This is a genomic window from Vibrio sp. TRT 17S01, assembly GCF_050113695.1.
In the GTDB taxonomy this organism is placed as follows: domain Bacteria; phylum Pseudomonadota; class Gammaproteobacteria; order Enterobacterales; family Vibrionaceae; genus Vibrio.
Genome location: NZ_JBNJOG010000018.1, coordinates 1 through 24,281, shown reverse-complemented (window position 1 = coordinate 24,281; position 24,281 = coordinate 1). Strand labels below are relative to the sequence as shown.

Annotated in this window: 19 protein-coding genes; 10 read left to right on the top strand and 9 right to left on the bottom strand. The window is 45.6% G+C overall.

Translation table 11 applies throughout. The features are described 5' to 3' along the window. Positions 1 to 12 precede the first annotated feature (12 nt). The 6 genes from ACQEXS_RS19655 to ACQEXS_RS19630 all read right to left on the bottom strand — a co-directional run bounded on the left by ACQEXS_RS19655 (position 13) and on the right by ACQEXS_RS19630 (position 6,993). Positions 13 to 1,179, bottom strand: coding sequence for an iron-containing alcohol dehydrogenase (locus tag ACQEXS_RS19655; protein WP_427014920.1), 1,167 nt, complete (start codon positions 1,177 to 1,179; stop codon positions 13 to 15). Continuing rightward, positions 1,179 to 2,570 carry an aldehyde dehydrogenase family protein gene (locus ACQEXS_RS19650; RefSeq protein WP_427014919.1) on the bottom strand — a complete coding sequence of 464 codons (1,392 nt, stop codon included), beginning with the start codon at positions 2,568 to 2,570 and terminating at the stop codon, positions 1,179 to 1,181. Before ACQEXS_RS19650 ends, ACQEXS_RS19655 begins: the two co-directional genes overlap by 1 nt. 31 nt (positions 2,571 to 2,601) lie before the next feature. Beyond that, positions 2,602 to 3,969 (bottom strand): glutamine synthetase family protein, encoded by a 1,368-nt coding sequence (locus tag ACQEXS_RS19645; RefSeq protein WP_427014918.1) that lies wholly within the window; start codon positions 3,967 to 3,969, stop codon positions 2,602 to 2,604. 44 nt (positions 3,970 to 4,013) lie between these two features. Then, positions 4,014 to 5,066: a TRAP transporter substrate-binding protein DctP gene (gene dctP / locus ACQEXS_RS19640; protein ID WP_427009393.1), complete on the bottom strand. Its 1,053-nt coding sequence runs from the start codon at positions 5,064 to 5,066 to the stop codon at positions 4,014 to 4,016. A gap of 62 nt (positions 5,067 to 5,128) precedes the next feature. Next, complete coding sequence (locus tag ACQEXS_RS19635) at positions 5,129 to 6,451, bottom strand: TRAP transporter large permease (RefSeq protein WP_367986620.1); 1,323 nt, start codon at positions 6,449 to 6,451, stop codon at positions 5,129 to 5,131. Then, positions 6,448 to 6,993, bottom strand: a complete 546-nt coding sequence (locus tag ACQEXS_RS19630) for a TRAP transporter small permease subunit (protein WP_427014917.1) — start codon at positions 6,991 to 6,993, stop codon at positions 6,448 to 6,450. The genes ACQEXS_RS19635 and ACQEXS_RS19630 overlap by 4 nt, the downstream gene beginning before the upstream one ends. A gap of 245 nt (positions 6,994 to 7,238) precedes the next feature. On the opposite strand from ACQEXS_RS19630, the gene ACQEXS_RS19625 reads away from it, so the two are divergent. The 4 genes from ACQEXS_RS19625 (at position 7,239) to ACQEXS_RS19610 (ending at position 10,947) form a co-directional block, all read left to right on the top strand. After that, positions 7,239 to 8,099: a MurR/RpiR family transcriptional regulator gene (locus ACQEXS_RS19625; protein WP_427014916.1), complete on the top strand. Its 861-nt coding sequence runs from the start codon at positions 7,239 to 7,241 to the stop codon at positions 8,097 to 8,099. 92 nt (positions 8,100 to 8,191) lie between these two features. Beyond that, on the top strand, positions 8,192 to 8,893 hold the full coding sequence (gene rsuA / locus ACQEXS_RS19620; RefSeq protein WP_427009396.1) for a 16S rRNA pseudouridine(516) synthase RsuA: 702 nt from the start codon (positions 8,192 to 8,194) through the stop codon (positions 8,891 to 8,893). A gap of 180 nt (positions 8,894 to 9,073) precedes the next feature. Continuing rightward, the gene (locus ACQEXS_RS19615) at positions 9,074 to 10,285 is read left to right on the top strand and encodes a Bcr/CflA family multidrug efflux MFS transporter (protein WP_427014915.1); all 1,212 of its coding nucleotides are present in this window, start codon (positions 9,074 to 9,076) and stop codon (positions 10,283 to 10,285) included. Then, positions 10,285 to 10,947 carry a DUF2913 family protein gene (locus ACQEXS_RS19610; RefSeq protein ID WP_367986615.1) on the top strand — a complete coding sequence of 221 codons (663 nt, stop codon included), beginning with the start codon at positions 10,285 to 10,287 and terminating at the stop codon, positions 10,945 to 10,947. Before ACQEXS_RS19615 ends, ACQEXS_RS19610 begins: the two co-directional genes overlap by 1 nt. Before the next feature lie 38 nt (positions 10,948 to 10,985). Here ACQEXS_RS19610 and ACQEXS_RS19605 read toward each other — a convergent pair whose 3' ends face one another. Continuing rightward, positions 10,986 to 12,422, bottom strand: a complete 1,437-nt coding sequence (locus ACQEXS_RS19605) for a DUF2867 domain-containing protein (protein ID WP_427014914.1) — start codon at positions 12,420 to 12,422, stop codon at positions 10,986 to 10,988. Positions 12,423 to 12,527: 105 nt separating this feature from the next. On the opposite strand from ACQEXS_RS19605, the gene ACQEXS_RS19600 reads away from it, so the two are divergent. The 5 genes from ACQEXS_RS19600 to nhaA all read left to right on the top strand — a co-directional run bounded on the left by ACQEXS_RS19600 (position 12,528) and on the right by nhaA (position 19,649). Beyond that, complete coding sequence (locus ACQEXS_RS19600) at positions 12,528 to 13,901, top strand: MATE family efflux transporter (RefSeq protein WP_427014913.1); 1,374 nt, start codon at positions 12,528 to 12,530, stop codon at positions 13,899 to 13,901. A 123-nt stretch (positions 13,902 to 14,024) separates the two neighbouring features. Beyond that, positions 14,025 to 14,696, top strand: a complete 672-nt coding sequence (locus tag ACQEXS_RS19595; RefSeq protein WP_367986612.1) for an ABC transporter ATP-binding protein — start codon at positions 14,025 to 14,027, stop codon at positions 14,694 to 14,696. After that, a complete protein-coding gene (locus ACQEXS_RS19590) occupies positions 14,677 to 17,130 on the top strand; it encodes an ABC transporter permease (RefSeq protein WP_427014912.1) in 2,454 nt (817 codons plus the stop codon). The genes ACQEXS_RS19595 and ACQEXS_RS19590 overlap by 20 nt, the downstream gene beginning before the upstream one ends. After that, positions 17,131 to 18,255, top strand: coding sequence for a lipocalin-like domain-containing protein (locus ACQEXS_RS19585; RefSeq protein WP_427014911.1), 1,125 nt, complete (start codon positions 17,131 to 17,133; stop codon positions 18,253 to 18,255). It begins immediately after the preceding gene. Between the two features lie 251 nt (positions 18,256 to 18,506). After that, on the top strand, positions 18,507 to 19,649 hold the full coding sequence (nhaA, locus tag ACQEXS_RS19580) for a Na+/H+ antiporter NhaA (RefSeq protein ID WP_367986606.1): 1,143 nt from the start codon (positions 18,507 to 18,509) through the stop codon (positions 19,647 to 19,649). 44 nt (positions 19,650 to 19,693) lie between these two features. Here nhaA and ACQEXS_RS19575 read toward each other — a convergent pair whose 3' ends face one another. Together ACQEXS_RS19575 and ACQEXS_RS19570 are read right to left on the bottom strand one after the other, a co-directional pair. Then, positions 19,694 to 20,308: an OmpA family protein gene (locus tag ACQEXS_RS19575; RefSeq protein ID WP_427014910.1), complete on the bottom strand. Its 615-nt coding sequence runs from the start codon at positions 20,306 to 20,308 to the stop codon at positions 19,694 to 19,696. 2 nt (positions 20,309 to 20,310) lie between these two features. Continuing rightward, positions 20,311 to 21,624, bottom strand: a complete 1,314-nt coding sequence (locus tag ACQEXS_RS19570) for a TolC family outer membrane protein (RefSeq protein ID WP_427014909.1) — start codon at positions 21,622 to 21,624, stop codon at positions 20,311 to 20,313. A gap of 285 nt (positions 21,625 to 21,909) precedes the next feature. On the opposite strand from ACQEXS_RS19570, the gene ACQEXS_RS19565 reads away from it, so the two are divergent. Beyond that, positions 21,910 to 24,281 (top strand): VCBS domain-containing protein (locus ACQEXS_RS19565; RefSeq protein ID WP_427014908.1); only part of this gene is annotated, 2,372 nt, incomplete at its 3' end.

The window sequence follows — 24,281 nt, the reverse complement described above, 5'->3', positions numbered from 1 at the left end:
CATCACCATTTATTATTGTTGTGATTTTTGACCTGTCAGTGCATACATAAACAGTTGCGTGTATTCTTCCGCCGTAAACGGTATTGGATTACCACCTGCCGCCGCGTCTAGTACCGCGAGCTCACCCACTTTTTTAGCCTCATCGGCGTTAATTCCTATTTCGGTGAGAGTGTGAGGAATATCTAGGATTTCTCGCATGCTTAGGATCCACTGATGAACCGCTTCAAACCCCGGTGACTGAAGTGATAACGCTCTGGCGAGCACCACCATTTTATCTTCAATCTCTGAGCGATTGGCCTCCAATACATAGGGCATTAAAATGGCGTTGAGTAAGCCATGATGCTTGTCGTACAGACCACCTAGAGTATGAGCCAGCGCATGCATCGCTCCCAGTCCCTTTTGAAAGGCTGTAGCGCCCATGCTTGATGCGACCAGTAGCTGAGTACGAGCGTTGATGTCGTTACCGTCAAGAAAGGCGGGGTATAAGAAGTGTTTTATCAGCTTCATTGACTCGATCGCGATGCCATCTGCCATTGGGTGATAACTCGGCGCACAATAAGCTTCCAAGCTATGGGACAGCGCATCCATTCCCGTTGCCGCTGTGATGTGAGCCGGTAGTCCAATGGTAACAAGCGGGTCTAAGAGTACTTGTACTGGCATCATTTTCGGATGGAAAATAATTTTTTTAACGTGGGTAGTTGCATCCGTAATCACCGACGCTCGACCAACTTCAGACCCTGTTCCCGCGGTGGTCGGAATCGCGATCACCGGGACAATTTTTGACTCGTCAGCTTGTGTCCAGTTATCACCAACATCTTCAAAACTCCAAAGAGGTAGAGTTTGGCAAGCGCATAAAGCAATGGCTTTGGCGGCATCCAAACTCGAACCACCACCAAAAGCGATGATGCCATCATGAACGTTGGCATTGTAGGCATCGATTCCGTGATTGACATTGGTATCGGTTGGGTTGCCTTGAATGTCGGAAAAAACCTGTATCTTGATATCTTGCTGCTGACATTGCGTGACGAGGTTAGTCGCGATGTCGAGTCCGGCTAGAAACGGGTCTGTGACCAGCAAAGGTGCATGCATATTGAGCCTTTTACAATGCTCAGGCAGAGCATCTAATACGCCTTCGCCGACACTGATTGACGTGGGATAGTTCCAGTTTGTGAAAGTCATCAGCCTTCTCCCAATGTTTTAATATGGAATGATTTTGGACGAGTTAACATGTCAAAGCCGATCTGAGAAAGCGTGCAGCCTCTGCCAGAGTTTTTGATTCCGGTCCATGCCAGCTCTGGATCGAGATAGTCACAGCGATTGACAAAAAAGGTGCCGGTTTCAACTTGTTCTCCCAGTTTCACACCAAGTGCTTCATCAGAGGTAAAAATAGAAGCGGTGAGGCCAAATTCTGAATCGTTCATTAATCGGATAGCTTCATCATCATCGACGACCGCTTGAATACCGACGACAGGGCCGAAGGATTCCTCCGTCATTACACGCATTGAATGGTTCACCTGAGTTAGGATTTGCGGTGCGAGATAAGGCGTACCAATCGCACTGGCTGGAAATAAAGCTTCATCAATATGGGGCTCGGCACCCTGACTTATCGCGTCTGCAATTTGCTCTCTCACAAAATCAGCCGCTTCAGTACGAACCAGTGGACCCAGAGTGATGTGACTGTCGGTTGGGTTACCAAGTTTATACTGCTTAGCTAGCGTTACCGCTTTTTGCACAAACTCGTCATGGATAGATTGATGAACATAAATTCGCTCGATGCCGCAACAAGATTGTCCTGAATTGAAAAATGCGCCATCAACCAACGTGGCGACCGCGTGTTCAAGATCTGCATCTTGACGTACATAGGCTGGGTCTTTGCCACCCAGCTCTAAGCCAACACCAATGAAACGGCCTGCCGCATTTCGTTCAACCATCGCTCCACCTGCTACAGAACCAGTAAAGGCAACGTAGTTAATTTTTGGGTGTTGGATCAGTTTTTCCGTTGAAGGATGATCGGTGTGCAGATATTGAAACACACCGTTTGGAATTCCCGTATTTTTAAAGGCTTCAACTAAACGTTCTGCACATAATGGGGTTTGTGCTGAATGCTTAAGCACCACACTATTGCCTGCCAATAAGGCTGGAATTACTGCGTTGATCGCCGTTAAGTATGGGTAGTTCCATGGTGCGATGACCAATACAGTGCCAACAGGGACCCGTTTGATGTAGCGCTGGAAGCCAGATTTTTGTGGCAATTGAATATCAGCAAGTGCGGCTTCAGCTTGCTCAATCATCGAAAGGGCTCGCTCTGCGACACCATGGACTTCCCCTTGGGTGTAGCTAATGGGCCTGCCCATCATCATGGTGATCTCTTGAGCAATCTGCTCTTTTTGAGCGACAAAGTTTTCAATTGCTTGTGTGCAAATGGCTTTGCGTGTATCCAGCGGTAAATTTTGCCACTGCTTTTGACTTAATGACGCTGTGCTCACGGTGGCTTCAATCTGCTCGGCAGTGGCAAGCGGGCGTGTTACACAGACCTTATTGTCGATTGGCGATAGGGTATTTTGTTCCATGCGTTTTTAACCTATTCAGTCGTGTCATTGATCAGATGATTTCGAAGTAGCGTTTCAGTTCCCAGTCGGTCACAGCTTTTCTAAACTCTCGTTCTTCCCATTCACGGCTGGCTGCAAAGTGGTCGACGAATTCATCACCTAAGACTTCTCTGGCATGTGAAGAGGCTTTTAGCCGTTGAGCCGCATCCCATAATGTAGGTGGAAGTTTTAGTTCTTCAGGAATCTCTTGGTCGTAAGCGTTACCTACAATAGGTTCGCCCGGCTCCCATTTATTGATGATCCCGCATAGGCCACTGGCCAGCGCGGCTGCGAGTGCGAGATACGGATTTCCATCTGCCGCTCCGATGCGATATTCCACACGTTGGCTTTTGGCAGAGCCGGGGATCACGCGAAGTGATGTCGTGCGGTTTTCAACTGCCCAAGTGGCATGCGTAGGAGCCCAGAAGCCCGGGATCATGCGTCGATAACTATTGACGGTTGGGGCAACCATGCATAAAAAATCGGGCATTAAGCGCTGTAATCCTGCAACAAAGTGACGTTGAAGCGCACTCATATTGTGTTGGCCATTCGGATCGTAGAAAGCAGAGCTGCCATCTTTGTTTTGCAGCGAAATATGAATGTGGCCGCTTTGACCGGGATAGTCATTACTCCATTTCGCCATAAAGGTCGCCATCAAATCATTTCGTTGGGCCAGTACCTTTGTGTAGGTTTTGAAAAGGGCCGCTTTATCTGACGCGTTCATTGCCGAATCGACCGACAGTGCTGCTTCAATCACACCGGGGCCGGTCTCAGAGTGGATCCCTTCGATGGGGAAGTCCATGGTCTGGCTTAAGTCTAACAGTTGTTGATAGAGCTCTAGGTACGTCGAGTTTCGGATCATGGAATAGCCGAACCAGTCGGGCGTAATTGGCTCAAGATCGTGATAATGCTTTTCCCTAACCGAGTGAGGCGTTTCATTGAACACAAAAAATTCATATTCGAAGGCAGCAAAAGCATTCAGGCCTAAATCATCATATTGTTTTAATACGCGGTTCAAGGTTGCTCTTGGGCATACTAGTGATGCTTTGTCATCGAATTCAGCAATAAAAAGCAGCATGCCTTCTTCATCCAAAACATCGCGGCAGGTGTCTGGAAGAATCACCACAGGCGCATCGGGGTAGCCTGTGTGCCAGCCGGTGTAGGTGGTGTTGTCGTAGAGCTGGTCTTTTGCGTCCCAGCCTAAAACCACATCGCAAAACGCAAAGCCGTCATCCAGTGAAGAAAAGAACTTGTCTTTCGACATGTACTTTCCGCGCATAATCCCATCGTTATCGAACAGACCAACTTTGACATGGCTTAAGCCACGTTCTTCAACAATTTTTTTGGCGTCTTCGATGGTTTTAACTGATCTTGCATCCATTTTATTGTCCTCTGGGCACCGGCATGATGCCGGTGCATTCCCTATTAGCTGTAGCGGTACGGTTTTCCTGCTTTTTCCATATCGGCGGCATACTGCTTAAAGATGTCGACGACACGCTTCGCTCTGGGGCTGGTTTTGGCAATCTCATCCCAAAACACCAGAGCTTCTTGTTCAACGGTTTTCCATTCGTCATCCGGAATGGTGGTTAACTCAAGTTTTGTTCCTTCTACACGAAGCTTAGCTTCTCCGCCCCAATACCAATGTTGTCGGTAGTAGTGCGAGCTATCCATGCATAAACGCCATAGTGTTTTCAGGTGTTCAGGAAGTGCATTCCAGCGCTCGCTGTTCGCAAAGAACGATCCGCACCATGCTCCAGAGATGTTGTTGGTCAAAAAGTACTTGGTCACATCAGCCCAGCCAACGGTGTAATCCTCGGTGATACCTGACCACGCAATGCCATCGAGCTCTCCCGTTTGGATCGCGACTTCGACGTCTTCCCAAGGTAAGGTCACGGGAATAACGCCAAAGCGAGACAGAAAACGGCCAGCTGTTGGGAAGGTAAACACGCGTTTCCCTTTGAGATCAGCTAGGCTTCGAATCGGTTTGACGGTAGCAAAGTGGCATGGATCCCACGCCCCAGCGGACAACCAAGTCACACCTTTGACTTCGCCATAGGCTTCCTGCCAGATCTCTTTTAAGCCGTATTGCTCAAACAGGACGGGAACATCAAGGCTGTAGCGAGTCGCAAATGGGAAGTAGCCACCAAATACAGAGACATCAACCGGAGCGGCAATGGAGTCATCGTCACTTTGTACTGCGTCAATGGTTCCGCGTTGCATTGCTCGGAACAACTCACCGGTTGGTACAAGTTGATCGGCGTAAAACAGCTCGATGACCATTTCACCATTGGCAGCTTTGTTAAACGCATCCACAGCAGGCTTAATGACATGTTCGCCAAGGGCAGGTCCGGCATAGGTTTGCAAGCGCCATTTTATGGTTTTCTTGCTGTTAGCGATGGCGGGAGCTCCGACAATTGCGGTCGCACCAACGGCCGAAACCGCTCCTGCTTTTTTAAGGAAATCTCTTCTACTAGACATGGTTTATTCCTCCGTGGAATGCGTTTGCTTGTCCAAGTTAAAGGTCGTTACTTAGGTCATAGTTATTGGCCGTAGTGGTACTGCGGAAGCCATAAAGCCAATTGTGGGAAAGCCATCACCAGAATCAGCCCGAATATCATGATGAGCACGAAAGGGATGATTGAGACGTAGATGTCTTTCAGCGAAATTTCTGGGGGTGCCATCGCACGCATGAGGAACAAGTTGTAACCGAAAGGTGGGGTCATATAAGCAATCTGACAGGTAATGGTGTAAAGCACGCCATACCAAAGCAAATCAAAGCCTAATGCACCGACCAAAGGCACGTATAAAGGCGCGACGATCACCAGCATTGCTGTGTCATCGAGAAATGTTCCCATGATGAGATATGATAATTGCATCAAAAGCAGCACTTGCCATGGTGTGAGATTTAATCGCTCAATAAAGAATGCTTCGATGGCTTTAACTGCGCCAATACCATCAAACACAGCGCCAAAACATAAGGCTGCCAGTATGATCCACATAAACATGCAGCTAATGGCAAGGGTCTTTCTTAAGGTTTCTTCCATGACATTTCGAGTCAGGCGCTTCTTTGCGATCGCAGCGATGGTAGCGGCAACCGCGCCCACAGCTGAGCTCTCAACCAAGCTTGTGACTCCCAGCAGAAACAGCCCCGTCATGGAAACAAAAATCAAAAGTGGTGTGATGCCTGCACGTAATAGCAAGAGCTTCTCTTTCAAGCTAACATTTCGTTCTTCTTCTGGTAGCGCAGGACCCAGCTCCGGACGTAACTTACAGCGTATGACGATATAGATAATGAACAGGGTGGCCATAAGCAGCCCGGGAAATACACCGGCAAGCCAGAGTTGTCCAACGGGTTGGCGCGCAATCATGCCATAAAGAACCAACACCACGCTGGGGGGCACTAAAATACCAAGCGAGCTGCCTGCTTGAATGACACCGGTGACCATAATTTTGTCGTAACCACGTCGAAGCAGTTCGGGCAACGCAATGCTTGCGCCAATCGCCATACCTGCGACACTGAGTCCATTCATTGCAGAGATAATCACCATCAGTCCAATGGTGCCGATAGCGAGGCCGCCATTTAGGTTGCCTGTCCATACGTGGAACATGCGATAGAGGTCTTCAGCAATGCCAGATTCCGACAACATGTATCCCATGTAAATAAAGAGAGGGAGTGTGAGCAGTGGGTACCATTTCATGAGCTTAATAGCTGAACTGAAAGCAATTTCAGAGCCACCATTTCCCCAAAGCAAAAGGGCTGCGATCACTGCAATTGACCCAATGACGGCAAACACACGCTGGCCCGTCAGCAGCATTAGCATCATCGCTGAAAACATAAGAAGTGCGATCATTTCGTAGCTCATGAGTTTGCCTCCGTCTTATTTCCATAAACAACGGTGGCGATATCTCTCAACCAAACTGCGATTGCTTGAAGTAACATGAGAAATACGCTGACACACATTATGATTTTTATCGGTGCCATATAAGGCCGCCATGCTGAGTAGCTACGTTCACCATACTCAAGGGCATAACTGGTACTGGATAACCCTCCGTAGAGAAGGATCGCAAGGTAGGTGATTAACATGATCACCGTAATGCTATCGATGATGGCTTTTTTGCGGACACTCCAATTGCCATAAATAAGATCCATGCGAACATGGCTATGCAGCTGCATGGAATAAGGGCCACCCAACATATAAAAAGCCACCATGACGAATTGGGCCATTTCAAGTGTCCACAAAGAAGGGTAGAAAAACGTTTTGGACACGGATGAATAGAGCAAAATACCGATCATTACGAAAATGAGGTACATGGCAAAACGGCCAATTTTACGATTAATCGCCTCGACAACCTTCACGAACTTAATGATGGGTTTAGGCAATGAATTGATGGGATCCGGCTTCATTAACAACTCCATTTTCTTACTGATAGCACAAGAAACTACATGGCTTCTCTGTATGCTTTTCTGAACTTAAATTGATCATTTTTGTTAATAAAAGGTTAAATATTGATCAATTTGTATCCATAATTACAGAAATTATGATTCTGTCAATATAATTACAGAAAATATTTTTTTAATTTTTGATGGGGTGTAATTTTTGTTACAATCCTATTGTTGGCGGGTCATATTCATTAGGTGGCATGAGAAATATGTTGAAAGTTTCGGAAAGAATTAAAGCGGGTTTTGCTTCGCTCACTCGGGCAGAAAGACAGTTAGCGAATGTGATGTTAGAGAATTACCCGGCATCCAGTTTGGGGACGGTTGTATCGCTGTCGGAGGCGGCAAAAGTTTCTTCTCCAACCGTGGTTCGTCTGGCGAAGAAGCTTGGTTTTTCAGGTTTTCCTGACATGCAGCGGAGTATTCATGAAGAAATAGGGGATACCTTAAAAAGCCCAATTGAGAAGCATGCATCAATCCAAAATGTGGATGAAAAACTGCATTTACTCGATAGGTTTGCCGACATGGCCGTCAATAATATACGCCAAACCGTTGGCCAAATTGATGAAGCCATGTTCAACCAAGTGGTTGATGTGTTGAGTGACCAAGAACGTTCACTTTACATCGTGGGCGGCCGGATCAGCCACTCCATTGCTGAATATATGTTTACTCATATGCAGGTGGTGAGAGCTAATGTCACCATGGTGGGGCCGAATGCAAATTGTTGGTCACATTATGTGATTAATATGAAACCCGGAGACACCTTAGTCGTGTTCGATGTTCGCCGTTATGAGAATGATATTCTTACCTTGGCAGAGCTCGTACGAAGCCGTGGTGTGAATGTGATTTTGTTTACGGATCAGTGGGGCTCTCCGGTTGGAAAACTGGCGCAACATGTTTTTCATGCACGGATAGAAGCGCCATCAGCATGGGACTCAACCATTGCGATTACATTTTTGGTTGAAGCCTTAGTAGAAGCGGTTCAATCAGCGACGTGGTCTGAAACCAGCAATCGAATGCGAGATCTGGAAGGGCTGCTCGATAAAGCAAAATTGTTCAAAAAGTTTGTGTGACTTAAACAATCAATAATCAGTTGTATCGCGAAACCATTCAACTAAATAAAGAAAGGTGTCTATAATACCCGCCCTGATGAGATGAGGTATTCATGCGTTTAGATAAATATTTGTGTGACGCGCTGGGCGCAACACGTAAAGAAGCCACTAAGATCATTAAAAGTGGTGATGTCACCGTTAACGATGTGATGCAAAAAAGTGGTTCTTATAAAGTCACGGAGTCCTGCGTTGTTGAGTGGCAAGGGCGCGAGCTCGCAAAGCCGGGGCCACGTTATATCATGTTGTTCAAGCCTGACGGTTTTGTATGTTCGCATGAAGATGGATTCAACCACACTGCGTTTGTTTTGCTCGATGAAGTGAAGATGGAAGATCTGCACTTTGCTGGCCGTTTAGATGTGGATACCACGGGTCTTGTACTGATCACAGATGATGGTCAATGGTCTCATCGAATCACCTCGCCAAAACACAAATGTGAGAAAACATATCGTGTGTGGCTAGCTGATCCTATTCAGCCTGATTATTGCGAGAAATTTGCCGAAGGTATTGAGCTTCGTAATGAAAAAGAGCCGACTCTACCTGCGCAATTAACCATCATTGATGAGGAAGAGAAAGAGGTCTTGCTGACCATTCATGAAGGAAAATATCACCAAGTAAAACGGATGTTTGCAGCTTTGGGGAACAAAGTAGAGCATCTGCATCGTGAGCGTATTGGTGAGATTATTCTGGATGAAAATCTAGAACCGGGTGAGTACCGTAACCTTACTCAAGAAGAAATTGATTCGGTGTGGAAATAATCATTCTTAAGCAAGAATAACTCTTGTAGGAAATACTTTAATTCCTATTGGGAACTAGTCAATAGCACGAAAATACGTCAAGATCGCATGGTGACTATCAGCATATTGAGCATGCTGATTTTTATTTCGTTTGGTTGCAGCAGGGAGCGCTGCATTCACACGCAACCAATCAGGAGACTTATGTCAGATAACTCTGCGGCAATGAACCCTTCTTCGGCACCTAAAATCAGTTTTTTGCTCTTCCTTGTGCTTGGTGCCATTGGTGCACTTACACCCCTAGCGATTGATATGTATCTTCCGGCGATGCCAACCATCGCAAAAGATCTTGGTGTGACTGCGGGCCAAGTTCAGATCACGTTGACAGCATATACAGCTGGTTTTGCTCTTGGTCAGCTTATTCATGGTCCGCTTGCCGACAGCTTTGGCCGTCGCCCTGTATTAATCGGCGGTGTGTTTTTCTTTGGTATTGCCGCCGTTGTCAGTGCGACAACGCAAGATATCGAATCACTTACGTATGTGCGTGCCGCACAAGGTTTTGCTGGTGCGGCAGCGGCTGTGATCATTCAAGCGGTGGTGCGAGACATGTTTGACCGCGAGGACTTTGCTCGCGCTATGTCGTTTGTCACTTTGGTTATTACTATTGCGCCACTTGTGGCTCCAATGATCGGTGGACACGTAGCAATTTGGTTTGGTTGGCGTTCTATTTTTTGGATTCTAGCTGCGTTTTCGGTTGTCGTTATTATGCTGGTTTTCTGGAAAATTCCAGAAACCTTAGCGGTAGAGAAACGCCAACCACTGCGTTTAGGGGCAACCATACGTAACTACACCAGCTTGTTTCGCAATCCTGTTGCCATGGGGCTGATCCTTTCTGGGGCGTTCTCTTTTGCAGGCATGTTTGCATTTTTAACCGCTGGTTCTTTTGTATATATCGATTTATATGGGGTTCAACCGGATCAGTTTGGTTATTTATTTGGCTTGAACATCGTTGCGATGATCATCATGACCAGTATTAACGGTCGAATGGTGAAAAAAGTGGGTTCACATGCCATGCTTCGGTTTGGCTTAGCTGTGCAGTTGCTTGCGGGTGTCGGGTTGTTTGTCGGCTGGCTACTTGATCTTGGATTGTGGGGCACCGTACCATTTGTCGTTTTATTCATTGGTACCTTATCTACTATTGGCAGTAACTCAATGGGGCTGTTGCTGAGTGGTTATCCGCATATGGCGGGCACCGCATCGTCTTTGGCAGGCACATTGCGTTTTGGTACAGGGTCACTAATTGGTGCTATCGTGGCTGCCATGCCAAATGGGGTCGCGTGGCCAATGATTGTTGTTATGTCTGCCTGTTCTGTAATATCGGCAGCTTGGTATTGGATTTTTGGAAGAAAGGCTTAATGTCTGTATACACAATTGAAATACAAAAACTTGTAAATAGCGCATTAGCTGAGCTACGTGCTGAGCATCAATCAGGGAAACTGGCCGATGCACCAGTCTCTAATAACCATTTTCTGGTTCGTTGGGTTACAAAGGCTTTAAAAGGACAGCGTTTTGATCGCTCTGTGGTCGGGGATTTAACTCGCTGGCAAAAAGCAGGACGTTCAAAAGGTAACGATGCTGGGTTAATTTTTATCTTCAAGCGTATTTCTGCTTTTTACGCCAGTTTCTTTACGGAAGGAGAAACACCAGCAGCAATCACCGATAAACAAATCGAAGCTTTCTTGGATGCTATGGAAGCATCAGAATGGGAAGTTTCAACAGGTGAGCCTTTGGTGAATTGTGGCAAAGTTCAGATTTTTACGGAAGGTCAAAACTCATTAGCCCTTTGCTCGGAGCAGTGTGAAGATTGCTTCGATAATGAAACGCTGGTAAAACCGATGAGTTGGTTTGTCCGTGGCAACCATGCAGAGTTTGTGGAAAAGGCAACCGCAGCGGGCTTTATGGTGCATAAGGTAACGGATTATAAATCGAACGTTAAATATCACGGTGAATACCTTATTTTCCCAGCAAATATGGGAACACAATTGGCTGAAATTCCATTGTCGTTTAAAGCGGATTAAGGCTCGTTTACGAGTCGTTGAACAACCAGCAGTGCCTTTTACTGGGGCTGCTGGTTTGCTTTTTGTGCAATTGCTTTGACCATACCTTTAAAAATAAACAAGTGTGCAGGCATCATGGCAAACCAGTAGAGCAGACCAAGAAACCCTTGCGGGTGCCACCAAGCTTTTATAGTTAACTCGCTTCCTTCGTCGCACTCTTCTAATGTAAATTCCAACCTCCCCAGTCCCGGTCCTTTCATTCCAAATAATAGAGAAAGAAACTGGTTCTCTTCACAGCGAATCACTTTCCAAGAGTCGATATGATCACCCACTTTCAACTCTGGTCCGGGTGGTGAGCAACGAACGGGTCTCTGGCCGCCAAATAATACATCAAGCCACTCTCGAGTACGCCACAACGCATTGGCAAAAAAATACCCTTCGTTGGGGCTGCCGACCTGTTTTACTACTTGCCATAATTGCGCCTTACTCAAACCTGTTTTAATACTGGCTCCAGTTTGTTTTGGATAATACCCGTATCCGGGTTGCCAACGGATGAGCGCAGCAGGATCGAACCCCCATACATTACTACGAATGAACTTACCTTCATGTGCAATGCTTTGTTCGACCATCTCTTTGTAGGAGATGAGTTGTTGGGGGTACTTTTTTTCTAGCTCTTGGCTGTTCGCCACATAATCATGCTCAAGCCCAGCAAGGAGCGCTTGACCAATGCTGGAGGGGACCGAAGTCACCATTCCAAGCCAATGAGAGGCCATTTTTGGGGTAAGTAATGCCGTTGACCATAACCTGAAAGGGCGCTTTGCTGTATCACAAATGATTTTAAATTGTTGTCGATAGCTCAGGGTATCTGGGCCACCTGCTTCATAGATGTGGTTGCATGTAGGATTTTCTTTGGCAAGCTCTAACAGGTAATGGTTTAGGTTATCTAAGGCGATTGGATTTGCTTTGGAGTCGACCCACTTAGGCGCTATCAAAATAGGGAGGTTGTAGACAAAATCTCGCATGATTTCGTAAGCCGCCGATCCCGGACCAATAATGACACCAGCGCGCACTTCAGTGATAGGAATACCAGCCTGACGAATGATCTCGCCTGTCATTCGGCGTGCTTTTAAATGCTCCGAGTTTCCAGTTTGAGGTTGAATCGCACTGAGGTAAATTACGTGTTTGACTGAGCTTCCTTGAAGAGCAAGCTTAAAGTTTTCTGCCAAAGAAAGTTCGTAGTCGATAAAATCATACCCATGAGCCATGCCATGAACGAGGAAAAACACCAGCTCAAACTGAGGGATAAGTTGCTGGGTTTCTGAAAGGTCAGCTAAGTCGAGGTATTGAATGTTGATATTGGCATGCGGTTCGGTTCGTGCTTGTAAATAGTTGACGTGACGGGAAGCTGCCGTGACACAATAGCCTTGCTGTGCGAGTTTTTTTAAAAGTTGTGAGCCAACGTAGCCTGATGCTCCCAATACCAGCACTTTTTTCATCAATATCCCTTATGAAACTCGTGGTTGTTTTATAATCTACACCGTATAATGGTTAACTTGCTTTTCTCAATATTTTCAAGGCGTTGTACGCTAGGTGGTGCTCAAGTGTTAGCTTCTCAAGTTCTCTTCCATACTCGAGGTGATTTTTTACGCCGCCTCATCGCTATCGCACTACCTATTACATTGCAAAGTATCATGTTTTCTAGCCGTGGTCTTGTTGATGTACTCATGCTAGGTCAGTTAGGTGAAGCTGAAATTGCAGCGGTTGGTGTTGCTGCTCGGGCAACTTTTGTTACGACAATTATGTTAGTAGGCGTGACAACGGGGGGAGCCATGCTCACCGCGCAATATTGGGGAGCATCTGATAGAAACGGTGTACGAGAAAGTACCGCGTTAACCTGGCTAGTCGCGATGTTCTTTGCGGCCTTTACGGTTGCGTTATTTGTTCTCTTTCCTAGTCAAATTATGGCGTTAACAACGGATGATGCTGAAGTCATTGCATTAGGGAGCGAGTACCTTGTTGTAACTGCTGTAACAATGTTTGCTGTGGCTTGCGTTGCGAGTATGGCCGTCGGCTTACGGGCGATGCACAAACCAGGTATCAGTACCTTCTTTAGTGGTATTGGTATTGTGTCTAACATTTTCCTTAACTGGGTGTTTATTTTCGGTAAGTTGGGCTTCCCACCTATGGGGATCAAAGGCGCTGCGATTGCGACGGTATGCAGTGGCGCTATTGAAGTTGGTACCTTATATGGCTACTTATATCTGAAAAAACATTTGCTGGCTTTTGGTTGGGCTGACATTCGTGCGGTGATGTTGTGGAGCAAGGTTACCCGTTTCCTTAAGTTATCAATGCCAACAACATTTAATTTTTTAGCATGGGCTGGGGGATTATTTGTTTACCATGCCATTATGGGGCACTCTGGTGTTCAAGGGTTGGCTGCCTTATCGGTGATGACACCTGTTGAATCCATTGCTTTAGCAATGATGATAGGGCTTTCGAATGCGGCTGCGGTATTAGTTGGAAACCAGTTAGGTGCTAAGAATTATGACCAAGTGTATTACCAAGCACTTGGTATGACTGTGCTTAATTTAATCGTTGCGATTGTTGTTGCGATCCTGCTTTATCTTTGTCATAGCTTAGTTTTAGATGCCTTTAGCGCGTTGACAGCGGAAACGCGTGCATTGTCTGAAAAATTTATTGTTATTCTAAGTGTTGGTATCGTTCTTCGTGCTATTCCCATGATGGTGATCGTTGGGGTGCTGAGAGCGGGAGGCGATGTGAAGTTCTGTCTCTATCAAGATTTGATTGCACAGTGGGTCATTGGTATTCCCGTAGCAGCATTTGCTGCAATGAGTTTGGGCTGGAAGCCTGAATGGATTTATGTTCTGTTTCTCACTGAAGAAGTGATCAAATGGGGTGGCTCGCTATACCGTATGAAAAGCAAGAAGTGGATGCGAAATTTGATTGAAAATTAGACATCGCACGACCAGTTATTGCAAATAAATGCATATCTTGTGATCTAGTATCCAAAAAGCTTCCTACTGTGCGTGATTTAGTGTAGATTCTCATACCTCTTTGAAGCAATTGTGAGACAGTTAATGTTACAGCTGACAGACCTGTGTAAAGGCTATGTAGATGGCGGTGAATTTCATCCAGTTTTACAAGGTGCTGAACTGTCTCTTAAGCAAGGTGAACAAATTGCGTTGATGGGAGAAAGTGGGTCAGGCAAGAGTACATTACTGAACCTTATCGCTGGCTTAGACACGGTCGATTCTGGTGAAATTTGCTTTCCAAAATTTACCATGCATCAAGTCTCAGAAAGCAAACGTACCGCCTACCGCCGTAATAACATCGGTCTTATCTTTCAACAGTTTAACTTGCTTCCTACCTTAAATATTGCTGATAACATTCGCTTTTGTCGCCAACTCAAAGGTCTACCTGATGATCAAGGGTTATGGCGTCAGATTTTATCCGCGCTAGATTTAATGCCACTCCTTGGTCGTTATCCTGAAGAAGCCTCTGGTGGGCAGCAGCAACGCGCAGCTATCGCTCGTGCTCTCTACATGGAACCCAAATTGTTGTTAGCGGATGAGCCAACAGGAAGTTTGGATGAACGTAATGCTGAAGCCGTGATGCGTTTGCTCACCACACTTACTCGCCAATTAGAGTGCACTCTATTGCTTGTCACCCACAGTGAGAAAGTTGCCGAACATATGGAAGGTCGTGTGCGCCTGCAAGGAGGGCAGTTGCATGTTATGGCCCGTAATTAAAGCATTACTTGGCCATTACAGACGTTATCCTTTTCAAATTCTTCTTGTCTGGCTAGGTCTTACTCTTGGTGTCTCTTTACTCGTAGGAGTGACGGCAATCAATGATCACGCTCGGCAAAGCTACGAGCATGGCGAAAAGCTATTTTCTAATCCACTTCCTTATCGCATCCGCTCTAAACACGAAAACAATAAAATTCCTCAGGGCTTCTATATTCAGTTACGCAGGGATGGTTTTAACCAATGTGCGCCATTCTCTAGTCTTCGATTGAATAATAATGACGGTCATGATTTGACCTTGGTGGGTATTGACCCGGTTGCGATGCTGCAGCTTCAACCCGGTATCCATCTTGATGATCTATCTACATTAGAGTTGATGAATCCCCCATACCCCATTTTAGTCAGTAACGATTTAGCGAACCATATGGGGTGGGAAGACAACGACTTTATCACTCTGGAAGATGGTAGCCGCTTAGGTCCACTGTATGTTGATCAAAAACACATGCTTAATGGGACGCGTATTATCGCTGATATCTCGTTACTGCGTATGCTTGACCGGACATCGGGCATCTCTGTTATTGCTTGTGGCGAAATGTCGCAGAAAAAACTCAATAAACTAAAAGACAGCTTGCCAAATGGCATGCTGATGTCACGCAGCTCACGTGCAGAACTTGAGTCTTTGACTGAAGCTTTCCATATGAATTTAAGTGCGATGGGGATGCTAGCGTTCCTTGTTGGACTGTTTATTTTCTATCAAGCGATGTCTTTGTCCCTTATTCAGCGTCAGCCATTGGTCGGCACGCTTCGCCAAACTGGGGTTTCAGGTTGGCAATTAACTCAGGCTTTGTCTTGTGAGTTGGTGGTATTGGTTTTATTAAGCTGGGCATGCGGGAATATATTAGGCACCTTGCTTGCAAACCAACTTCTCCCTTCAGTATCTGCGAGTCTAGGTGATCTTTATGACGCGAACGTTGGGCTAGCCATTCAGTGGAGCTGGCGCTCGTCCGGATATAGTTTGGGAATGACAATCATTGGTGCCTTTGTCGCGTGTGCATGGCCGTTGGTGCGTTTGCTGCGCTCGCAACCAATTCGACTGACAGCACGTTTGTCGCTTGTACGATTTGCAGGTACGGAATTTACACTTCAGGCGTTGTTATCGTGTGCACTTTGTGTGGCTGCGATTGCTATCTATCAAGCACCGCAAAGCCAAGAGTCTGGTTTTGCCATTATCGGCTTAATGCTACTCAGTGTTGCATTGTTTACCCCGTATATTATTTGGAAAGTGTTCAATAGTTTCTCTTATTCACTGCGTTGGGTGAAAGTACGTTGGTTTTTCGCTGATGCAGCGGCCAGCATGAGCTATCGTGGTATTGCAACGATGGCATTTATGCTGGCTATGGCGGCTAATATTGGTGTTGAAACCATGGTTGGCAGTTTCCGCGATACGACAGACAAATGGCTGAGTCAAAGGCTGGCTGCGGATCTTTATATCTACCCGAATAATAATGCGGCAGCACGAATGAGCGGCTGGCTTTCAAATCAACCTGAAGTGTCATCAGTGTGGTGGCGCTGGGAAGATGAAGTTCAAACAGATCATGGCCCGTTACAGGTAGTGAGCTCTGGTGCGTCTGAAGGTGAATTAGACTCTCTTACTGTAAAATTAGGCGTGCCAAATTACTGGTACCATTTACACCATTCAAAAGGGGTGATGGTCAGTGAGTCGATGGCGATTAAACTAGATATCCGACCTGGTGACTATATTGATTTAGGCGAACAACTTGGCGGTGGTTGGCAGGTTGTTGGTGTGTATTACGACTATGGAAATCCTTACCATCAAGTTCTATTGTCTCACCGAAATTGGCTGTATTCGTTAGCAGGAAGTGGCAGCGTTGCGCTTGGCGCAGTACTCAAAGATGGAGTTAATCCAGATGGGCTTAAACGTCGATTAGAATCCGTGTTCCGAATCGATTCTGATCGCGTGTTTGATAATAGCCACATTCATAAGCAAGCTATGCGGGTGTTTGATCGTACATTCTCTATTGCGGATACCTTAGGTAATATCACGCTGGTTATCGCCGTGTTTGGCATTTTCTTTGCGACCTTGGCTGGTGAAGTCTCGCGGCAAAGGCACATTGCCTTGTTACGCTGTTTAGGAATGTCAGGCAGAGAGCTCTTGTTGATGGGTGGTTTGCAACTGTTTGTATTTGGCGCAATTGCTGTCGTAATTGCGATGCCCTTAGGTTTGCTACTTGCTCAATTAGTGGTTGATATCGTCATCAAGCAATCATTTGGTTGGACGTTGCAACTGCAGTTTATTCCACACCAGTATTTGCAATCCATCATTTTGGCAATGGTTGCACTCATGATTGCTGGTGCGATTCCTGTGACTCGTTTAATTAAAAATACCCCAATGAAGCTATTAAGAGATGCGCTGTAAATGAAGGCTAGGCAAAACATAAAATCAGTGCTGGTGTTAGTTTTTGTATTTGCATTGCTAGGAGCGTGTCTCGCAATCTATCACGCATGGGACAGAGTCTTTGCTAAAGTGGGGAGTTCTGATGATGTGACGGCGGTTTTCTCACAGGCCCAGAAGAAAGTATTTGAGCCTGTACTACCCAATGAACCCGTGGTATTGCCTGATGACTTTCAATTTCACAATGAATATCAGCATGAATGGTGGCACTTTTTTGCGAATGTGACAGACCAGTTTGGTGAATCTTATGGTATTCAGTGGAGTTATTTCCGCATTGCGAATGATGAACATCAGCGAACTGGGTGGCAAAACCCTCAGCTCTATGTCTCTCACGTTGTGATTTCAAACCAGTATAAAACATGGAAGGAACAACGCATTGCTCGAGGTGGCATTGGCCAAGCGGGAATGACACAAAAACCGTTTCGTATTTGGATCGATAACTGGAGCTGGCGTTCACTTGGTATGACCCCATTTCCAGGGCAGCTACGAGCGGGTACAGATACGTTCCGCTTAGATCTTCGAACCATGGCATCAGGGCCATTTGTCTTGCCTGGTGACAAAGGTTATGTCGAGAAGCATGACTTACTACCTATTGCATCATATAACCTTTCCGTTCCCTTCTTGAATGTAAACGGCTACCTGCAACTGACCAATGGGAAAGTATTGAAAGTTCAAGGTTCGGGTTGGATGAGCAAGGAATGGGGCAGTGGTCTGATGGCAGAAGGTCAGCAGGGTTGGGATTGGTTTGTGATCCATTTAGATGGGGAAAAAACTTTGTCAGTCAATCGCTATCGCCATGAAATGCAACTTCCCCATGTATTTGGCACACTCTCTACCAATGATGGCAAGGTGATTACACTTACGGAAGAGCAATTACAAGTGAATCCGCTGCGTAATACGACGTTATCCAATGGCAAAGTGCTTCCATTGGATTGGGAGATAAAAGTGCCAGCCTATGGGATTGATGTGACCACAAAACCAATGAACACAGAAAGTTGGCTGCCATTTGTGATCCCGTACTGGGAAGGGGCAATTGTGACGGAAGGTTCCCACCAAGCTAAGGGCTTTATGCAATCAACAGGCTATTAAGCATAAATAATTGAGACATGAGTCTAAATAACTTTGAACGCAGCTTTTGACAGGATCAGGAGCTGCGTTTTTAATATTAAGTAATATAAGGATAACTGGATAAGGAATATACGCACTATGATGGTGTTTTTATCGGAAAAACCGAAATATATACTCCGAACAAGCGATTTTTCCTGTAGAAAGGTTATCGATACACTCATCACTATTCTTGGTTAATCGTTTATTAACACAATAAATATAAGGGCGATATCATGAGCGATATTATTCGCGATTTCTTCAAAATGGAGTCTGCTGGTGGCATTCTTCTGGTAATTGCAGCAGCAATTGCGATGACCATTGCAAACACTCCTCTTAATGAAACTTATCAAGCTTTCTTACATTCTTATGTGTTTGGTATGTCTGTCTCGCATTGGATCAATGATGGTCTAATGGCGGTCTTCTTTTTACTTATTGGTCTTGAAGTTAAACGTGAGTTACTTGAAGGCGCATTGAAGTCAAAAGAGACAGCAATCTTCCCAGCGATTGCCGCTGTCGGTGGTATGTTAGCACCGGCACTTGTCTACATCTTGTTTAATGCTGGTGATGCTCAAGCGATTCAAGGGTGGGCGATCCCAGCAGCTACCGACATTGCTTTTGCACTTGGTATTATGGCGCTACTCGGTAAGCGTGTTCCAGTCAGCTTAAAAGTGTTCTTGCTTGCACTTGCGATTATTGATGACCTTGGTGTTGTCGTTATCATTGCACTGTTCTACACCGGTGACCTATCAACAATGGCGTTGATGGTTGGCTTTGCAATGACCGCGGCGCTGTTTGTGTTAAACGCCAAACATGTGACGAAACTGACGCCCTATATGATCGTAGGTGCCATCCTTTGGTTTGCAGTACTGAAATCTGGTGTTCACGCGACACTGGCGGGTGTGGTGATTGGTTTTGCTATTCCATTGAAAGGGAATGCAGGAGAGAAGTCGCCACTAAAACACATGGAGCATGCATTACACCCATATGTAGCGTTTTTCATTCTACCTTTGTTCGCATTCGCTAACGCAGGTATTTCACTAGAGGGTGTCTCAATGTCAGGCTTAACCTCTATGCTACCGCTAGGTATTGCGCTTGGACTATTGGTTGGTAAACCATTAGGGATCTTCTCGTTCAGCTGGGCGGCAGTTAAGTTTGGTGTGGCGAAGCTACCTGAAGGCATCAACTTTAAACATATATTTGCTGTGTCAGTGTTATGTGGTATCGGTTTTACTATGTCGATCTTCATCTCTTCACTGGCGTTTGGTCAGGTAAATGTTGAGTTTGATACTTACGCTCGACTAGGCATTTTGATGGGCTCAACTACCGCAGCAATATTGGGATATATCCTTCTCCATATATCATTACCTAAAAAGTAAACTAAAAAGCGCTCCCAAATGGGAGCGCTTTTACATTCGACGACTTATTTTTCAATTTTGGAGAAAATAGTCCACTCATCAATAACCCTTTCAGTTAAACCAACAACCGTCGCAGTTACTTTTCTATTAACGGCATGAGAAGCAGGATCATCCCCCTCTGCCTCTAACCGCGTTTCTCCGTAACCTACAATACGAACACGTTTAGGGTCGACACCGTAATCGAGAAGCAGCGTTTCGACTGCATGGGCTCTGCGTTTGGAAAGCGCCAAGTTATATTCTGGAGAGCCGACTTTGCTGGCAAACCCCTGAATTTCAATCGATGCGGATTTATATTGTTCAAGAAAATCTGCCATTGTTGCAATTTGTTCAGTGAAGACAGGGTTAATCTCATCTGAGTCGTGGGAGAAGAGAATGCGCAGCTGTCGCTCATCTTCTTCTCTAACCGTTTCTCCACAACCCTCGTTGTCCACTTGCGCACCTTGTGGTGTTGCAGGACATATATCACGAGCATTAACCACACCATCTCGGTCATCATCTTGCAAATCCGCAATCTGATCTGCAGTTGGGGTATCGATGTAAGTGTACTCTTCCTCTGCATTGGCTGTTGCCAGTAGGAGAGAGCAAAGAGTACAAGTGGTGACAAAAAAGGCATTAGTCATAATTAGTACTCCATTGGTCTTGTCCACTCTTCAGGTATATCGACAAGGAGTGCATCCAGTAACCCTCCTGTCGCGTTCATTACGCGGTATTTTGCATACTGCTCAGCGTAATGTGCATCTAAATAGTCTTTCCGTGCTTCAAATAATTCATTTTCGGTGTTGAGTAAGTCCAGTAAGGTACGCTGGCCAATTTGGTATTGCTTTTCGTAAGCAATCACTGTGTCTGATGCGGCATCAACATGGTCAGCAAGGAAGTTTTTCTGTTGTAGAGTTAGGTCAAGAGCACTCCACGACAGGCGCAAGCTTTCTTCAACTTGACGGTACGCGTTTTCCCTTAAATCTTTTGCACGATTCAGTTGGTATGCAGAACGCTCAGATAGGGCACTATCACTTCCACCATTGTACAAGTTGTATCTCATGCGCAGCATCGCAAGGGTTTCTTCACGAGTACCCTCATCACCGGCGGCGTCGTTACGCCATGTCTGACTGGCTTCAATTGAGAAGGTTGGGTAGTAGTTACCTTTCGACTGTTTATATTGGAAGCGGGCTGAATCAACATCGGCTTTTGCAATTTTAATAACAGGGTGATTGTCGAATGCATCATCAAGTGCATCTGTTAATGATAGAGGAATCTTTGAAGCATCAGCGCGAGGATAGATCAGGCCAATGGGCTCTTGACCCACAAGACGTCGGAATTGGGTATGGGTATCAACTAGGTTGTTTTGTGCTGCAAGCAAGTTACCATGAGCTTTGGCAACACGAGCTTCAACTTGCGTCAAGTCTGCTGTTGAACCTATTCCTGAATCGGCTCTGCGTTTTATATCTCTGTAAATATCTTTATGAACAGCAAGGTTACTTTCTGAGAGGGCTAATACTTCGGTTGCTTTTACGGCATCTAGATATATCTCAGTGACTCGTAATGCGATGTCAGAAGCATCTGCTAGGATTTGGAGGCGGATAGACTCGGCATCCGCAGCAGTACGGTCCATGTCATTTAATGTCGCGGACCCATCCCATATCAGCTGAGTCAGTGTTATTGATGCCTCTTTACGGGTTAAATCGGTATCTTCTCGTCCGCTTGAGCTTATCGGGTCAATACCCTCGTAACCTATACCTGCATCTAAATCTAAGCTGGGTAGGTATGCACCGCTTGCGGCATCATGTTGTTTAACGACACTGGCATACTCATTAAATATGCCTTTGATTTCAGGGTTAGTCGCCAGAGTGATCGCGACGGCTTGTTCGAGTGTTTGAGCCTGAGTGTGTAGGCTGAAGGCCACCGAACAGCTTAGCAATATGGATGATTTCCAGTTCACTGTTCTTCCCTCGTTCGTTTATGGATTTTAGTCGGTCAGCGTGTAATGAAATGACCATGCATTCTTGTTATTTAATGGAAGCTTAGATTACTTGAGAGATATTTGAGAATTTAATCACGCGATATAATAGAAAAGATTATTGACTTTGCATTTATTTCGTTTGGACTTTCTTATTATCGAGTTGAATGTCGGTATTTGCTGCCCTAGTTTTACAAGTAGGATAGGTGGTGAAGCTGTGTCTGTTTGTCTGTGAAGATGCGACTCACCTTAATAGGGACAGACGCTATGAATACTGCAACTCTCGCTCCATTCGTGCTTGCGAACACGACGATTGTGATTGATACGAACGGACAAATTCGTCCATTGCTGCCTGGCGAAATTCCGGGACCGGGAGAGGTCATTGTTACCGTAGGGCGTGGAGCTACTGCGGCAACAGAGTCTTCAACAGAAGGGGCTTCTTTTCCTGATATAAGCGCTGAATTTGTGCAGGATGGAGGTACAGGTTTACCGTTGGATCTCGACAGTGAAATTGCGTCGATCATTGAACAAATTGAAGAAGGGGTCGACCCGACTCAAAATGAAGACTTCGCAACAGCCGCTGGTGGACAAAATGGTTCAAGCTTGACTGGTTCAGGCGATATTGACCGAACTGGGGCTGAAACTCAGGCCGAGACCTTTTTCGATACGTCAGGTCTGGAATCTCAAGGATTGTCTGAAACTCAAAGTTTGGCACTCATCGATGTTGTTGAAGAAAGTTTGGTTAGCTCGCAAGCAGTTATTATTGGTGACGATAACGTTGCAGTATTTGAAACTGACGAACCTGTTGTTGTTGAAGGCACGCTTATCGCAACGGATACCGATGATCCTACCTTTATCCCGCAAACAGACACTCCCGGAACCAATGGTCTGTTTTCGATTGATGAATTTGGTAACTGGACTTTTGTCGCAAACAGCGCATTCGATGAATTGAATGTTGGAGATTCTTTAAGTGAAGACTTTGAAGTAACCGCCAGCGATGGAACCGTTAGTACGGTGACTGTCACTATTAATGGTACCAATGACTTACCAGAATTCAGTCCTAACGATGGTGACCAGTATTCCTTTAGCTATGAGGAAGGTACAGCAGAAGGTGTCACTGTAGGGCAGGTATCTGCGACTGACCCAGACAATGAAGTGTTAGCTTTCAGCATTAGCAGCAATATTACCGATGGTGAAGGTAATGATCTTTACCAAATTGATCCGGTAACAGGAGAGATCAGCTTAACCGCTGAAGGTGCAGCTGCATTTTCAAACGACTTTGAAGTACTAAATAATGCTCACAACTTAGTGGTAACTGTTATTGAAGTTGATGGACTGGGAACCCCTCAGTCGGTTGATGTTGACGTTGTATTGAATGAATTAAATATAGACGACAATGCCCCAATCTTTAACGACACTAATGGTGATGGAGACTACGTCTTCAATTACGATGAAAACTCTACTGATGCTTATGTGATAGGTACCGTTTCAGCAACCGATGCGGATGGCGAAGATGTCACTTACAGCATTAAAACCAATGTGTTTGATGCTGATGATAATCCATTGTTTGAAATCGATGAGCTGACTGGCGAAATCAGCCTGACAGAAGATGGTGTAGCTGCATTCAGCAACGATTACGAAACGCTGGCGAATACTCATAACTTAGTCGTGACCGCAACCGAAGTGGACGGATTAGGTGAGGTTAAAACCACCGATGTTGATGTGATCCTTAATGAACAGAACCTTGACGATAATGGCCCAATCTTTAACGACACTAATGGTGATGGAGACTACGTCTTTAGCTACGATGAAAACTCCTCTGATGCTTACGTGATAGGTACCGTTTCTGCAACCGATGCGGATGGTGAAGACGTCACCTACAGCATTAAAACCAACGTTTATGATGCGAGCAATAACCCCCTCTTTGAAATCGATGAACTGACTGGTGAAATCAGTCTGACAGAAGATGGTGTAGCTGCATTTAGCAACGATTACGAAACACTGGCGAATACTCATAACCTAGTCGTGACCGCGACCGAAGTGGACGGATTAGGTGAGGTTAAAACCACCGATGTGGATGTGATCCTTAATGAACAGAACCTTGACGACAATGGCCCAATCTTTAACGACACTAATGGTGATGGAGACTACGTCTTCAATTACGATGAAAACTCTACTGATGCTTATGTGATAGGTACTGTCTCAGCAACCGATGCAGATGGTGAAGATGTCACCTACAGCATTAAAACCAACGTTTATGATGCTGATAACAACCCATTATTTGAAATCGATGAACTGACCGGTGAAATCAGTCTGACAGAAGATGGCGTAGCTGCATTCAGTAATGATTACGAAACACTGGCGAATACTCATAACCTAGTCGTGACTGCGACTGAAGTGGATGGGTTAGGTGAGGTTAAAACCACCGATGTTGATGTGATCCTTAATGAACAGAACCTTGACGACAATGGCCCAATCTTTAACGACACTAATGGTGATGGAGACTACGTCTTCAATTACGATGAAAACTCCTCTGATGCTTACGTGATAGGTACCGTTTCAGCAACCGATGCGGATGGTGAAAACGTCACCTACAGCATTAAAACCAATGTTTATGATGCGAGCAATAACCCCCTCTT

Excerpts from the sequence above, each read along its gene's own strand:
- rsuA (WP_427009396.1), top strand. The coding sequence starts at position 8,192 with ATGCGTTTAGATAAATATTTGTGTGACGCGCTGGGCGCAACACGTAAA.
- dctP (WP_427009393.1), bottom strand. The coding sequence starts at position 5,066 with ATGTCTAGTAGAAGAGATTTCCTTAAAAAAGCAGGAGCGGTTTCGGCC.
- ACQEXS_RS19645 (WP_427014918.1), bottom strand. The coding sequence starts at position 3,969 with ATGGATGCAAGATCAGTTAAAACCATCGAAGACGCCAAAAAAATTGTT.
- ACQEXS_RS19615 (WP_427014915.1), top strand. The coding sequence starts at position 9,074 with ATGTCAGATAACTCTGCGGCAATGAACCCTTCTTCGGCACCTAAAATC.
- ACQEXS_RS19590 (WP_427014912.1), top strand. The coding sequence starts at position 14,677 with ATGTTATGGCCCGTAATTAAAGCATTACTTGGCCATTACAGACGTTAT.
- ACQEXS_RS19605 (WP_427014914.1), bottom strand. The coding sequence starts at position 12,422 with ATGAAAAAAGTGCTGGTATTGGGAGCATCAGGCTACGTTGGCTCACAA.
- nhaA (WP_367986606.1), top strand. The coding sequence starts at position 18,507 with ATGAGCGATATTATTCGCGATTTCTTCAAAATGGAGTCTGCTGGTGGC.
- ACQEXS_RS19655 (WP_427014920.1), bottom strand. The coding sequence starts at position 1,179 with ATGACTTTCACAAACTGGAACTATCCCACGTCAATCAGTGTCGGCGAA.
- ACQEXS_RS19575 (WP_427014910.1), bottom strand. The coding sequence starts at position 20,308 with ATGACTAATGCCTTTTTTGTCACCACTTGTACTCTTTGCTCTCTCCTA.
- ACQEXS_RS19610 (WP_367986615.1), top strand. The coding sequence starts at position 10,285 with ATGTCTGTATACACAATTGAAATACAAAAACTTGTAAATAGCGCATTA.
- ACQEXS_RS19650 (WP_427014919.1), bottom strand. The coding sequence starts at position 2,570 with ATGGAACAAAATACCCTATCGCCAATCGACAATAAGGTCTGTGTAACA.
- ACQEXS_RS19630 (WP_427014917.1), bottom strand. The coding sequence starts at position 6,993 with ATGAAGCCGGATCCCATCAATTCATTGCCTAAACCCATCATTAAGTTC.
- ACQEXS_RS19595 (WP_367986612.1), top strand. The coding sequence starts at position 14,025 with ATGTTACAGCTGACAGACCTGTGTAAAGGCTATGTAGATGGCGGTGAA.
- ACQEXS_RS19625 (WP_427014916.1), top strand. The coding sequence starts at position 7,239 with ATGTTGAAAGTTTCGGAAAGAATTAAAGCGGGTTTTGCTTCGCTCACT.
- ACQEXS_RS19585 (WP_427014911.1), top strand. The coding sequence starts at position 17,131 with ATGAAGGCTAGGCAAAACATAAAATCAGTGCTGGTGTTAGTTTTTGTA.
- ACQEXS_RS19635 (WP_367986620.1), bottom strand. The coding sequence starts at position 6,451 with ATGAGCTACGAAATGATCGCACTTCTTATGTTTTCAGCGATGATGCTA.